Raw genomic sequence first — 13,104 nt, 5'->3', positions numbered from 1 at the left:
TCTCTTTTCCAGAGCGCATTGGAATGAATGTGAGTCCTTACTTCGTGTCATCCCTGATCTGTTGATCCACATCCTTAGGATCTGATGGTGCAATAGATTCTCTGGAATGAGGAGTGTAGCTACCGGGAATCCCACCGTCCCCTCCCTTGCCCTTGAGCACTTCAATGGCCTGCCGGATCGCAGGCGGAATCGGTGCCCCCAGTTTGCCCCCATTCTCAATAATAGATAACAGCTCATTCGCGATATAAAAAAAGGCAACCGCATCCCTGAACAAATGTCCGTCTCCCAGAACACCGTCCACCAGATGAGCCACCGATACCATTGCAAATATAAATACCTTTCGCGCGATGCCGAACATCCCGACATTGCTTTCGAGCTTGCCACTCGCCCCCGCCGCTGCGATGCCGGTTAGGTAGTCCAGGATAACAAATACGAGTAGCACCCCGAGCACGCCTGACCAACCGCCGAAGAAGTAGGTGGCTGAGCTGCTTAGCAGGGCGATAAAAGACTTCCATATGGTGTCCCATTTTTCCATGGTTTCACCTCCTTTAATTTTGGTAGAATGCGATGGAAGGCATAAATTTAGCGCTCCGATTATAGGAACGCTTGTTAAACGATATTTTCTCTTTGTTCTTTTCCTGCATTTTCAAGAGCTTCGGCTACCTTCGTCCGACTCAATTCTGGAACAGCATCAATAGTAATCACGCCTTTTTGGATCAATACAACGTATACTGCCAACATAGTCTCACCCCCTCTTGTGAGTGCAGTTCCCCATCTGATTAACAGCGAGGTAAGCTTACTCTTCATTTGCTGTTTCTTCTGGAGGATCTTTCACAGGATCAACTTCTGTTGGAGCATCCTCTTCAGCCGGCATGAGACTCAGCACCATAGCATGTAGCTCCATGAGCGCGATTTGATTAATTGTGTTTTTTCGTCAAGTGATTATTTCGTTTAATCCATTCAAACAATTACTGCTAAATTCTTCTACTTGACCACTTAATACCTTTTTTTGGTTCTTAGTGTTCTTAAGGAACAATCAGTCAAGATCAGCGAACATTAGTCCTTGATTTTCCGTATTAATCGAGTTATATTCCCACCTTCAGCTTAATCAGATTTAAATCCCACAGATTTAAACCGAATCTTATCTACTGAATCAGGGATGCAATTAGTAAGAGCGATATATGCCCGAAGATCTTATTCGGAAGTCGTTTCTACAATTCCCCAAAGCGTTCACCAATGGTTTCAATTACATCCGGTTACTTTGTTATAATAAATTTAAGATCCGATTTGCAAGTTTTTCCTTCTACGAACTAAATGCAATGTAGTTAAATGTAACATTGTTCATTCCTGTGCCCATATTCACTGAAAATCCTCCACTGTTAAGAGTGAATGCATTGTTAGAGTCGGAAATTCCGTTTTGCGCAAACTTGTTTACATTGATGTCATATGAATATATGGCTGTGTTTGTCGAGAAACCGTTTCTTTGAACTATGATGTTACGAGGCGAAAAGCCAAGATCGGTAATGGTTAAAATACCGCCTGAAACGACTCCCGACCCTTTCGCAGATTTCGGACCTGTTTGAATTTGCCCAACTTTTGTTCCCAATTGAGCGTGTGTGTCGCTGCCTGATGCTGCCACTCCCTTGCCAGTAATAGCGGCAGCGATAGCCGATTTCCCATCACTGACAAGCTGAAAAAGCAAATCATAATCTGTTTGGTTCAATACTCTTTTCCATCCCAACCATCCGTTGATGTCTCCATCTCTATAGTTGGTGTACACATTATTCTGATAATCTACGGCGAACACGTAGCCATATTTACCTTCATTAGTGAACACTGTATGTCCTCGGATCGATAACGGTAGAGCATTTACCGCGCCACCTATGCAGTAGAACGTATGTACGCCTGGCCCTTGCTGCATTAAGGTTGCAAGAATATCGACGGATCTATCAGATATAGAAATTTTGACAGTACCGCTATCAGCAGTAATTTTAGTTTTTTGCCATGCCGCGGTTTCGGCCTTGTCAATACCTGATCCATTGGAAGAACTTATTAACTCACTGCCTAATCTAACAAGGTCGTTTAGCAATGCCTTTTCGTTTTCAGCGATAGATCCAACAAATGGGGCTATCGGGGACTTGTCTAGCATCATGTATGTTACGGTATATATGGCTGACAGATCAAAAATTCCGATGTCCTTTTGAGCCAACGCCCCCGCAACAGTTACACTAACATCGTTGTATAAATTCCATTTATCTAAATTGGAATCTTTAAACACGTAAAGGATTTTACGCACCTTATACTTCAATACATTTTGAGGCGCTAGTATATCTGCGTTGTTGATATTATAATGACCCACACCATCGTTAGCAGGTTTTACTTCTTCATGCATTACCAAACCCGTTCCGATTTCCACTTGGTTACTTCCTTCAGTTAAAGTCAATCGCCCTTTTGAGATGATCGGTTCGACAGTCGGCATTGCAAGTTGGTAATCTAGTTGGTAAGGCATAAAATTTGACGCTTGAGTCGTAGGCAAAACTACAGTTCCATCTGCTAAAGTGTGGCCGTCAGCTCCTACTCTTGCCCAATACTTTGTCCCTGATCCGTTATACGGTGTAATACCACTTTTACCACTTCCTCCGGTTCCAGAGAGGTACATAATCCAGCCCATGAAATACGCCTTAATCTCATCTGCCGTAGGTGTGTATGAGTCTCCCCATCCACTGTCTGCTCTGGAAATAGCTATGCGAACAGAATTATCTGAAGCAACCCAGCCCATGTCAGCTGACACTGGCGTGGTGTACTGATTCAACACTTTGCCGTCGGATTTCGTTACAAAAGATACACCTACAGGCCCATTTATAGAAGCAAGTGGTATGCTATTCGCCCCGGACGCTACAGATTTCCATCCTGTCCCGCTCGCCAAGAGAGTCCAACCTGACAATGAAGGAAAATTCGTAATTCGACTCCACTTCTTCAATTCGAAATACTGTCCGTCCTTCTCAAATAATTCGTCAGCATTCGTCCCGGTTACTGGATCAGCGTATAGATCCGTTTGCAATGCGAGCATAGCGTCTTCACGCGGTTTGAACGGTTTGGCTGTAGTGCCGATCGTGATTACCGGTTTTTTTATCGACACCTCCGGAAGTGTTTGAGTATCGGAAATGATGTTAGAAAAATATGCTTCTAACTTTGCTGTTCCAATTGGAATCTTGAACGTAACGGATTGATTAGTTGTGTAGGGTACAAGCGATTTACCTCCTACTAAATTACCGCCACTATCCCAAGCATTAATTGCTATTGCACCCGTATGCTCTGCAGAGTACGTATATTCAACCTCGGTTTTAAAGGGGATACTGGTAAAAATCGCGTCGTTCACGGTATTTTTTAATACCCCAGCATATCCGTTCGATAACATAAACGTACTACCTCTTGTCCATTCGTAAAACGGCGGCAACAAATTCTCTCCATATCGAATCGCATATGGATTTCGAACGGGTTGAACACTATCGACGTAGGGATACTTGGTTGCTAATTGTACCGGGTTCATGTTGTCCAATGAATCGTATTCGGCTGCACTAATTTCGTACAAACGTACTGAGTCAAAAAATCCGGATTTACCAACGGAACCTACTACTGCTAAATCCACATTTCCAGCTGTTACGGTTGATATCTGTTTCTTTGCCCAAATTGTAACGAACTTATCTCTACTCTTCACTGCAGAAGAATAAGGGCCTCCAAAACTCCCTCCAAAGCCAATCTGTAATCCAGATTCTGCATCTATGTTCTTAGCGTCAGCGATTAAGACATAATAACATCCTGATCTAAGTCCTGTTACAGATGTGTAAGCAAGTCCTGCGGACGCAGTTGAGGCCCCTTCCAGATTAGTAATTTTAAGCCCATTGACACCGGAAGTCTTATTAATAGAATCCAAAGCAAGCGTTGTATAACTTCTAGACAAACCTGTTAAACTTTCCATTCCTCCGATACGCCCCAACAAGTTAACTAGCGTCCGGCCCTTCAATCCTTCCAACTTAAACGCCGAAGCACGTTCAGCATTAACAATCTGCACCCCTGGCTCCAGTGTCACAGATCTCCGCTTTTCCGTATCCAGCCGCTCCTGGATATTACTAACCTGTGCAGCCGTCTCTTCGGCCTTCTCCCCTACCCGCTCCGCAAAAGCATCAACCTTGTCCCAGTTCTGATCCAAATACTTGTCCAGATCAAAATAGGTTGTTGATGGCGAGCTGCGGTCAATCTTATTTAGCCCGAGATTCGGTGTTTTGGGTTCATTCATGTTAAGCTCCACCTCCTGAAAATTTATCCTGCCGGGTCTGTTCGATTTCATCCAACGTCATGTTCTCGACCTCAGCAATCGTCAAATACCGCAGGCGATATTCCACGCTCATATGTGCCGGTTTAATATCCTCAATCGCTGCCTTCAGATCGTCAAGGTTAGGCGGCAATCCCCATGTATCTATGAAGCGAATTCGGATCAGATATTCCTCGGGTGAGACGGAAACCTCGATCCCGCCACTTTCATACGCCTGTGCCACATTTTTAAGCATCGAACCTGAGACTTTGCCGCTTCCTCGCATTTTGGAGATGATAACGGATCTCCGCTGGTCTTCCGGTTTGGCTGGATTCGTTGGAATTTGCAGATCCCGCTCATATCGCTCCAATGCCCAGGTTGCAGACTCGGGATAGAATTGGTCCAACACGCTTTCCAACCCCGCCGCAAGCTTGTCCAGTTCTTCACCTTCGGTCTCCGTGAGCAACTGCATCTCCAGCACATTTTCATACAATGGTGGTAAAAGGGACATCAACACCTCACCTTTACTCATGTCACCTTCACCGTCCCGAGAACGGCTACTGCACCGGGTGCAATCTCCAGATTGGACATGCCGCCATTCACCAACAGATCGCTATAATCGATGACAGGCGGGATATCCAGAATGACATTGGCAATTCGTGTCCAACGGACTAACGGATCTGCAAATGCCAACTCCTTGAGATATGCAGTAACACCCTCTTCTATCAGCGTTTTTACCCCCTCATACGTTGAGCCTGAAGCAAGTGTGACCTGCACCTCCACATCAATCGGTACTTCTTCTGCCCCCACCACCGTGACCACGGGGCCGATTGGAGCAGCGCCTTCGCCCATCCCATCCCGGGTTGGATCGATATAATCCTGTACTGCGTGAATCACAGCCTCAGCGGGTGCATGCATCTCATTGTTTAACAGTGCCACTTTTACCGTGCCCGGACCGTCCCACAGTGGAAAAGCTTTCGCTTTACCAACCCCCGAGTTTTCCCGTGCCCATAGTTCATATTGATATTTATTGGCACTCGTTACCGGACGGGAGACTTTGTCCTGATATCGGTCATACAGAGCCTGATCTGTTTCCTCATCTTCACCTGGAACAAGCAGCTGGGTTAGTTCCGCTGTTGTCAGTCCGGCGATATAATCGATGGGCAGCAGCGCCCCTGTATATTCATTGCCTTCCGCTCCGGCAACCTCACATTGCAGCACATATTGCCCCGCTGCCATTCGTTCGACAGCCAGATACACCCGATCCCCTGTAGAAAAACGACTCCCCAATGGAATCTCAACCGGTTTCCCCCCGTTGTCCTTGAAGCTGCCGATCCAGCGTGCCTGGGTTGCCGCTTTCCGGGTAATGCCAGACCAGGCCACCGCTCGGTCCAAATACTCCCCGGAAGCTGTGTCCGCAAATTTCAGATTGGCGTTAATATCCAACTCAATGTACATCTGAGCCATTTCCACAGCGGCTGGCGCGAGCGCGTCATAGATAATGCTGCCTTCACGTTTATCCACTCCATCCGGTACTTTGTCCAGCATTCGCTCTAAAATGACCTCAAACGTCTGCTCTTCAACCATTCATGTTCACCTCCGTTTCTCCCCTGAAAGAGCCAAAATTGGTTTCCACGGTAAAAGACACCCGCACCCCATCCGCCTCATGAACAAAATCAAACTCCGTTACATCTGAAATGCGATCATCCGGAAGCAAAGCCTCCACAATCCAGCGCTCCAGCTCGGATTCCACCATGGATCGTCCGGCCATTCCCTCCCAGGACCATTCCATGCCGTAATCCGATGAGTAGATTAGATGCTCATAGCGCCGAGTGGACAATGCCTTGTACACGGCTTGTTTCACCGCCTCTTTTCCATCCAGCTGCAGCCTTCCGATTCGCTGCCCAGAAGGCTGCAGAACATACGTCAGGCTTGGAACAACAGCCGGTTCTTCCTGTTCTTCTGCACTCATTTGTGCACCTTGTGGAATCATGTCTTCACCAACCGATCCAGCACAACAAAGCTGTCCCCACCTTGCACCCGGAGCAGCAGGACGTGGTCACCCACAGTCCAATTTTTTCTTGCTGCGGATTCCAGCATCACCAGAAAAGGCTCAGCCAAGGTCAGCCGTTGTTCAACGGTAATCTCGAAGGGCTCTGTCTTCGCCACTGTTCCGTACATGACCTGAACTGGGACTTTGGCATCTACGGCGGCTACTGCCGCCTTTTTAATTACATCCAGCATCATGAATTGTTACACCACCTTCAAATCCAGCGACATTGTGTGCACGCCTCCCTGTACCTTGTGTGTACATTCGTCTACCAGAAAATATTGATTGATCTTCAGTTCCTCAATCTGAATATTGACATAACTGCCTGCCCTGACTTTGAAATCGCCTAACGCATCCACTTTCAATGACTGAGTCTCTCGGTTACGCAGCGTCATCAGGGTTTTCAGCATGGCATCGATCTGGCCTTCATTCAGGCCATCGTCCGCTTTTTGGTACAAAAAAAGCAGCCCCCATTGACGGATGCTGCCTGAGTCCTGATGGACGAACGTTTCTCTTTTTCCCGTATCCTTGTTGTCCCGATACAGCTTGATCTTGTTATACGTCTGGTCGTCAATCGACCGGGTATAGCTATAATCCGTAAGCAGACTGTTATCCCCAATAACAAAGCCGTAAGGCATCTCTTCCACATCCCGAAGCACAAGCTTGCCGAAGTCGTCGTAAAAGATATAGTTTTTGCCGCCATAAATCAGCGTCCTGTCCAATGTCTCACAGATCATGTCGATAAGCTTCTTGTTATCAAATAACATACGCGGAATGACATATTTAGGCTGAATCAGATCCCCGATCTTCAACTGAAAGTCAGTTGCAATTCGTCTGATCACATCCGCAGCGGTTGCGTTAACGAACTGGTACGTCTGGTTCGCGGTCAGATAGCGAGTCTGGTCGTAGGCTTTGATTTTGACACTTTCGTCCTTGCCGCTGTCCACCGAGAAGATATACCCGAAAAATATCCCCACTTCGTTACTGACATACTTTACGACGTATCCATTCTCATATGTGAACTTCGAATTCTGGAATAAACTCCCCTTGATCAACGTGAATTCCAGAGAGGATGGCTTACCAATGCGGGAGGTTTTGTAGGTAATTTCGCCGGCAATCTCACTAATATCCCAGATGTTGCCCAGCTTATCATCCAGCCATAATTGCTCCTTCAACTTGCCCTGCTTGTTATCCAAACTGATCTGCTGCTGCATGTTCCCTCTCCTTTCACGGTAGCTTGATCACCAGACCGATGGGAAGCTTCTTCAGTTGTGCATCCTTGATGCCGTTCAGCTTCTGCAGCTCTTTCCAGCGAGATCCTTCTCCAAGATGGGCTTTGGCAACAGACCACAAGGAGTCTCCAGCTTTGAGCGTAACGGTCTTGGGCTGGATTTTTTCATTGGGCCGGGAGGCTTTAGTTTTTGTTTTCGAAGCAGCCGTATCTTTGCTGTCCTTGAGTGGCACTACTTTTTTGGCGGCATAGAAAATGAACTGCTTCAGCTTGATATCATACTGGATATCCCCCACCGTACCCGCTGTCTCCTTCCAGTCGAAGCTCTCAATGGAAACTGCCATGTTAATCGTGTACCTTGCACTGGAAAAGAAAAGTCTGACGGGTCTGCCCGTCTGCATCCAACGGATGATCTTTTTCACATATTCATACGGATCACGGTAATATTCCTTCTGTACTGCCGGATGACTTGCATCGTAATTCAGATGATACGGACTGTAGTCCGCCGGAAATATCCCGCTGAAACTGACCTCGCGCAGCTTCGGCGACTTAATCACGTTAATTTCACCCAAAGCGCTCACGTTAAACGTACTACCGTCTCCCGAATCCGAAAACTCAATGCTCTCTGGTGTCACCGGGAAAAACATGTATTCAGAGCGGTTATTAAAGCTTAGTTGAATATAATATTCCACTTATCCATACACCCCCTGGGCACTGGAGACGATCTGACTATTCAGTCCATCGGTGATTTTGCTGATGATGCTGTCAACGTCATGTCCGCTGTTGATATCTCCGGTGGTGACCTGAACAGTTGGTGTCAAACTGACAAATCGCTGAATAGCCTGCATCTCTGCAAGCTCACGCATCAGTTTCAGATCTTCACTTGTTACATCCACCGTGCCATCCACGTCACCAATTTTATCGACCTGTCCGATATTGTTGATTTTGTTAATGTTACTCATATTGTTATTAGGGACCATTGCCGGAGCGGGTGCAGTTGGAATGGTTGGCATGGAAGGGGTTTTGGGTGTAAAGCCGCCAAAATTACCAGGTAAACTTGTTTCTTTGGAATCTGCTTTTGAACCCGTTGAAAAACCCGAAAGTAACTTCTCCGCCATCTCGGGTCCTTTTCCATACGCATCAGGATTGTACTGGCCATCCATCCTCATTGAATGGAATACGTTTTTATCACTTTGCGGTTCCCATGACTCTAGCGTATCCATCCATTCCTTGGCAGTATTACTGCCAATTTTGATATCCGATTCGGACATCACGGTCAAGTTCATACCAAAAGTTTTATTGATAAAGGAGACAACACTCCCTATTGCACCTACAGCTTTATTAAGAAAATCCTCTATACCTAACATCACATTATAGAAGATCTGCAAAATGAACATGCCCAAATCATAGAATAGCTTTTGGATTGCATAGACAGGATCATTGAATAAATTAGCTATAAAATCTCCTAATATAGCAAAGAGGTTCCATATTGTTGCAACAACCACCCTGACTCTTTCAGCTAACATCATAAATGTACCAATAATCGCTCCCAATATCTCCGTACCTGATATCCCCATCAGATTCAGAATGCCAATAATTGCTGCAATTGCCGCTATTGCCAGAAGGATAGGCCAATTAAGCAGCAACCACGCAGCCACGAGACTGTAAACTTGCGCAATAACAAGAGCCAGAACAACGATAGCGAGAGCCATTAGTATAGGCTGTATAATATCCCAGTTTTGTTGTATCACACCTGCTAAAAATAATATCCCATCTACCAACATCGTCAGTGCATTTGCTGCTATCGTAAAAGCGTTGCTAATCCAATCAATAATGACGGTAAACTCTCCATTCGCAAATGCTTCGTTTAAACGATCCAGTAAAGGAGTTAAGGCAACAAGTGCCGCCTGCCCAACCTGACCCAGTACCCCATTGAACTGATTCACGAGTGCATTCCACTTCTGCAGTGGTGAGTCTAACATGGTATCAAAAGCCTGCTGGGTATAGCCTTGTTTTTGCAGAATAACATCAAGTTTTTGGATAAACCCATCCAAATCCGATGCTTCAATATTTTTCTGTAAGCCAGCTCCATTCAGCACTTCAGCAGGAAGGTTGAAGGACTTGGCAAGTTCACCGTTATTTCCGTTCATCGCAGCTACTAGTGCACTGGATGCATCCGAAACACTTTTCCCATCTGGAGAAAGCATGCTTAATCGTTTAGTCATATCTCTTAGTTGATCAACTTGATCCGTATTCTGGGCGTACGGGATGAATGATAATGCTCCCTTCAGAGCGTCAGTGACATTTTGTCCACTCCTAAAAGCTTCTGCCCGATACCGATTAAATATCGTCTCTCCTTGAGCATCATCACCAGTAGCAGCCATATAACGTTGCTTCAAATCCTCTTCCTGCGCCGCTGGAACAAGGACGGTTTGCCCTGCTGACTTGATCATACCGATCCAAGCTTTCACCCTCTGAGCACCTTCCGCAAATGAGGCATTTACTTTAGCCTGTTCTTCTGAGACACCTCGCAGTAGGTTACCTGCAAGCTGAATTCTGCTCAGATTTCCAGGATTAAAAACCGAGTTGATCACTACAGGCAGATTCTGAAATTGCTGAACCATTTTGTTTGACATCAGATATAATCTTGCAAACATGGCATACATTCATTTCTCCCTCCTTTCCCCTTTATTTCTTCCTTGCACGGTTTTTGGACCGCTCTTTCTTCTCTTCCTCCACCCGGATGGAGATCATGGCATATATAGCCGCACGTTCACGTATAGAGAATGCCATCAGCTCATGTGGGAGGATGTTCAATTCATGGAGAGCGTAATAAGCCAGATTGGCTTCCGAATCGCCCTCTTTAATTAGTTTTTTACGTCATCCACCAGTTCGTTCATGTCCTGATTGAAGCCGTTGAGCTTCTGGACCTGTTCGCCGAGTGCGGCAAATTCCCCAGGCAGCAGCATTTTCCGCAAAAGCGATTCCGCCCCCATCACGCCATATGAACGCTGAAGCTCTGCATTTTTTAAATCAGGATAGACCACGCTGGCGCTCATCAGGCGAGCCATATAATCATTCGCATCAATGTCGGGTGTGTAAACACCGTTCTTGCCCTTGATTTTACGAGTAGCAGCTTTTCGACATTCCTGGTTCTCGTCTTCGGTCATGCTGCGCAGTTTCCAGGCAACCGGTTCACCCTTCTCATCCTTGAAACGGGGAGATACGATAAACTCCTCTGTTGTATCCGCCGCTGCATTTTGCGCAAAAAACATACTTAATCCACTCATTGTCCATTCCTCCTCTAAAGTTAGGCTCCCCGCCGCAAGAAGCGGCGAAGAGCATGTGTAATGTACTGTTAATGTAATGCCCCTCTTCAAACGAAGAGAGATTGCAAACAAATTTGGACACGCCAAATAGCCCGTAACACAGGCAAGTTGAACAGGTTTCTTTTATAAACCTGATGCTAAAGTTGGACTCGTTATATATCTATGGCTAATATATTTGTCACTTCAAAAATCACTTCGGCAGATTAAACGATACAGGCATATCGACATCTTCAAAGGTAAAGCTCACTTCTTCCTCCAAAGCCTCGGCCTCGGTATCCAGGGATGCCATGATCACACTGTCGAGGTTGACGCCTTTAAGAGTCACGGTCTGTTTACCAATGGTAGACGAAGGATCTTCGTTGGTCACTTCAATGTCGAAATAGGTGTCCACACCATTTTGCATGTACTGGAGCATCAGCTCACGGAAACGGGATGTTGTATAAAAGATTGTCATAGAACCCGAGCCGGACCAACCGGTTGCTTTGTGCTGAACACCGCGACGACCCAGTGTTTTGACCTCCGCTTTTTGTTTCTCCACCGTTGCTTCCAGCGTCTTCACGTAGAACATCTCTTCCGTCTGTCCATTAATCGTTGCATATGCGCGGCCTTCCTGGCCGGAAATCGTATCGCTTGCTTTCAAAAATGCCATCTTAAACCACCTTCACTTTCATGTATACTTTTTCAACGGAATCCACAGGTTGGACCTGAACCTCAATCACGATACTGTCCGTTTCATTTCCCGGTGTCACAGTGATATCTGTGTTGGAGTCAAAGTTTTGAATGGCCCCGATGTCCTGCAGCTGCTTCAGGTAGGTAACACATTGGGAGCGGAACAGGCTGCGCCCATCTTCGTTATTGTTCACTTTGCCGATGTAATAGGATTCAAAAATTCGTTTCATGTCGTTGGCAACGCCATCGAGTACACGGACAACACGGTTTTTGGCAAAATGACGTGCTTTATCCGGTGTTACCGAACGGAACGTGTTCACATCCTGCTCTACCACCGCCCGGTTGCTGCTCGCTGTAAAGACAAACTCACCATTACGCAGTGCAGCTTCTGTCTCGCTGTGTGTCAATCGACCATTTACATCTACAGCGTCGTCATACGCACGGAAGGTCAGGGATTCATTCAAATTGGCCCCAGCTGTTGCTCCGGCTGTCCAAGCTACCGTTTGTTTGGGGGAGAGAACGGTACCGTCTGCAAGCACAACGCCATTTTTGACGCTAATCACACCTTCGTGATCCGCAGCAGGATAATCTGCCAGCACTAATTGGACCTTCTTGCCCTCAGTATCGCGCAAACGTTTGATGTATGCAGAGTACACGGATTTAAGGGTAGCATCGTCGGAGATCAGACCCACGGTGTTAAAATCCAGTACTTCCAGCTTGGATAGGAAATTGGTATGCTCCTGGTTCGTTGCCGTGCCGTCCAATCCACCTGTTAGTGGAAGTGAAGCTGTTGTTGTGAGGGCACCTTCGCCAGTGAAAGTAACATATGAGTTGGATTCCAGCTCTTCAATGGTTGAGACGGTTTGTTTATCCACTTCTTTAGTTGAAAGCAGCGTTGTAACATCGAACCGGTTCGGCTGATTGATATTCGCTGAGACCACAATCGCCAGATCATTCCCTCTCACGCCGCCGTGTTGGGCAGTAACCGTTAGTTCTCCCAGCGCGGCCTTGGCCTGTGTCCCTGCGTTCAAACGATATAGGAGCAATGTTTGTGCCCGTTTCAATGCCTCTCGAATCAGCAGCAGTTGAGGTGCTGTCCAATCATAGCCCAATTTGGCTTGTACATCTTCACCGGCCTGGATGGTCAGCATTGTACCTGCTTGTCCCCATGACAATGGAAGCGCCAAAGCCACCGTTCCCCGCTCCCCTACCGTACCTGGTAACGAGCCCTCTGATGCAAAATTCATATATACGCCAGGGCGTACCTTATTTTGAGTTGTCCATGTTCCTCCAGCCATTATTGTGCCTCCCCATTCATAAATTGTTTGATATGTTGCTGTGCTTCTTCGATAGTGTATGTCTCATTCTCCAGCAGTACGGCTGCCAGAATGTCTTTCTCTATCCAGCTCAATTGCCTGGATTCAGCGAACTGTGCTTTGCTGTATCTCTGGTTGGTTATCTGTTGGGATTCCGGTTTTTTAGAGTCCGGTTCCTTTTTCGTAAACATCGCTAA

14 protein-coding genes are annotated in these 13,104 nt (G+C 46.5%); all 14 read right to left on the bottom strand.

The window, feature by feature from the left end; all coding sequences use genetic code 11:
- Positions 1-37: 37 nt before the first annotated feature.
- On the bottom strand, positions 38-535 hold the full coding sequence (locus PIL01S_RS14500) for a phage holin family protein (protein WP_127538108.1): 498 nt from the start codon (positions 533-535) through the stop codon (positions 38-40).
- A 74-nt stretch (positions 536-609) separates the two neighbouring features.
- Entirely contained in the window at positions 610-741 is a 132-nt protein-coding gene (locus PIL01S_RS30040) for a CD1375 family protein (RefSeq protein WP_281280799.1), read from the bottom strand.
- A 562-nt stretch (positions 742-1,303) separates the two neighbouring features.
- On the bottom strand, positions 1,304-4,297 hold the full coding sequence (locus PIL01S_RS14495; protein WP_127538107.1) for a hypothetical protein: 2,994 nt from the start codon (positions 4,295-4,297) through the stop codon (positions 1,304-1,306).
- A 1-nt stretch (position 4,298) separates the two neighbouring features.
- The gene (locus PIL01S_RS14490) at positions 4,299-4,844 is read right to left on the bottom strand and encodes a putative phage tail protein (RefSeq protein WP_127538106.1); all 546 of its coding nucleotides are present in this window, start codon (positions 4,842-4,844) and stop codon (positions 4,299-4,301) included.
- Positions 4,841-5,899 carry a baseplate J/gp47 family protein gene (locus PIL01S_RS14485; RefSeq protein ID WP_127538105.1) on the bottom strand — a complete coding sequence of 353 codons (1,059 nt, stop codon included), beginning with the start codon at positions 5,897-5,899 and terminating at the stop codon, positions 4,841-4,843. Before PIL01S_RS14485 ends, PIL01S_RS14490 begins: the two co-directional genes overlap by 4 nt.
- Positions 5,892-6,305, bottom strand: coding sequence for a DUF2634 domain-containing protein (locus tag PIL01S_RS14480; RefSeq protein WP_127538104.1), 414 nt, complete (start codon positions 6,303-6,305; stop codon positions 5,892-5,894). The genes PIL01S_RS14485 and PIL01S_RS14480 overlap by 8 nt, the downstream gene beginning before the upstream one ends.
- Positions 6,302-6,559 carry a DUF2577 family protein gene (locus PIL01S_RS14475; protein WP_246058278.1) on the bottom strand — a complete coding sequence of 86 codons (258 nt, stop codon included), beginning with the start codon at positions 6,557-6,559 and terminating at the stop codon, positions 6,302-6,304. Before PIL01S_RS14475 ends, PIL01S_RS14480 begins: the two co-directional genes overlap by 4 nt.
- Before the next feature lie 6 nt (positions 6,560-6,565).
- Entirely contained in the window at positions 6,566-7,576 is a 1,011-nt protein-coding gene (locus PIL01S_RS14470) for an XkdQ/YqbQ family protein (protein WP_127538103.1), read from the bottom strand.
- Positions 7,577-7,589: 13 nt separating this feature from the next.
- Positions 7,590-8,285, bottom strand: coding sequence for a LysM peptidoglycan-binding domain-containing protein (locus PIL01S_RS14465; protein WP_127538102.1), 696 nt, complete (start codon positions 8,283-8,285; stop codon positions 7,590-7,592).
- Complete coding sequence (locus tag PIL01S_RS14460; protein WP_127538101.1) at positions 8,286-10,259, bottom strand: hypothetical protein; 1,974 nt, start codon at positions 10,257-10,259, stop codon at positions 8,286-8,288.
- Positions 10,260-10,460: 201 nt separating this feature from the next.
- The gene (locus PIL01S_RS14455) at positions 10,461-10,883 is read right to left on the bottom strand and encodes a phage tail assembly chaperone (protein WP_127538100.1); all 423 of its coding nucleotides are present in this window, start codon (positions 10,881-10,883) and stop codon (positions 10,461-10,463) included.
- Positions 10,884-11,112: 229 nt separating this feature from the next.
- Positions 11,113-11,571: a phage tail tube protein gene (locus PIL01S_RS14450; protein ID WP_017690162.1), complete on the bottom strand. Its 459-nt coding sequence runs from the start codon at positions 11,569-11,571 to the stop codon at positions 11,113-11,115.
- A 1-nt stretch (position 11,572) separates the two neighbouring features.
- Entirely contained in the window at positions 11,573-12,889 is a 1,317-nt protein-coding gene (locus PIL01S_RS14445) for a phage tail sheath family protein (RefSeq protein WP_127538099.1), read from the bottom strand.
- Positions 12,889-13,098 carry a hypothetical protein gene (locus PIL01S_RS14440; protein ID WP_127538098.1) on the bottom strand — a complete coding sequence of 70 codons (210 nt, stop codon included), beginning with the start codon at positions 13,096-13,098 and terminating at the stop codon, positions 12,889-12,891. The genes PIL01S_RS14445 and PIL01S_RS14440 overlap by 1 nt, the downstream gene beginning before the upstream one ends.
- Between the last annotated feature and the right edge of the window lie 6 nt (positions 13,099-13,104).

Source organism: Paenibacillus illinoisensis NBRC 15959, from assembly GCF_004000925.1.
Taxonomy (GTDB): domain Bacteria; phylum Bacillota; class Bacilli; order Paenibacillales; family Paenibacillaceae; genus Paenibacillus; species Paenibacillus illinoisensis.
The sequence above is the reverse complement of the archived record's forward strand: the minus strand, read 5'-3'. Positions and strand labels throughout refer to the sequence as shown.

Bases quoted from the DNA above. Each gene is read 5' to 3' on its own strand.
- PIL01S_RS14500 (WP_127538108.1), bottom strand. From the start codon at position 535: ATGGAAAAATGGGACACCATATGGAAGTCTTTTATCGCCCTGCTAAGC.
- PIL01S_RS30040 (WP_281280799.1), bottom strand. From the start codon at position 741: ATGTTGGCAGTATACGTTGTATTGATCCAAAAAGGCGTGATTACTATT.
- PIL01S_RS14495 (WP_127538107.1), bottom strand. From the start codon at position 4,297: ATGAATGAACCCAAAACACCGAATCTCGGGCTAAATAAGATTGACCGC.
- PIL01S_RS14490 (WP_127538106.1), bottom strand. From the start codon at position 4,844: ATGAGTAAAGGTGAGGTGTTGATGTCCCTTTTACCACCATTGTATGAA.
- PIL01S_RS14485 (WP_127538105.1), bottom strand. From the start codon at position 5,899: ATGGTTGAAGAGCAGACGTTTGAGGTCATTTTAGAGCGAATGCTGGAC.
- PIL01S_RS14480 (WP_127538104.1), bottom strand. From the start codon at position 6,305: ATGATTCCACAAGGTGCACAAATGAGTGCAGAAGAACAGGAAGAACCG.
- PIL01S_RS14475 (WP_246058278.1), bottom strand. From the start codon at position 6,559: ATGATGCTGGATGTAATTAAAAAGGCGGCAGTAGCCGCCGTAGATGCC.
- PIL01S_RS14470 (WP_127538103.1), bottom strand. From the start codon at position 7,576: ATGCAGCAGCAGATCAGTTTGGATAACAAGCAGGGCAAGTTGAAGGAG.
- PIL01S_RS14460 (WP_127538101.1), bottom strand. From the start codon at position 10,259: ATGTATGCCATGTTTGCAAGATTATATCTGATGTCAAACAAAATGGTT.
- PIL01S_RS14455 (WP_127538100.1), bottom strand. From the start codon at position 10,883: ATGAGTGGATTAAGTATGTTTTTTGCGCAAAATGCAGCGGCGGATACA.
- PIL01S_RS14450 (WP_017690162.1), bottom strand. From the start codon at position 11,571: ATGGCATTTTTGAAAGCAAGCGATACGATTTCCGGCCAGGAAGGCCGC.
- PIL01S_RS14445 (WP_127538099.1), bottom strand. From the start codon at position 12,889: ATGGCTGGAGGAACATGGACAACTCAAAATAAGGTACGCCCTGGCGTA.
- PIL01S_RS14440 (WP_127538098.1), bottom strand. From the start codon at position 13,098: ATGTTTACGAAAAAGGAACCGGACTCTAAAAAACCGGAATCCCAACAG.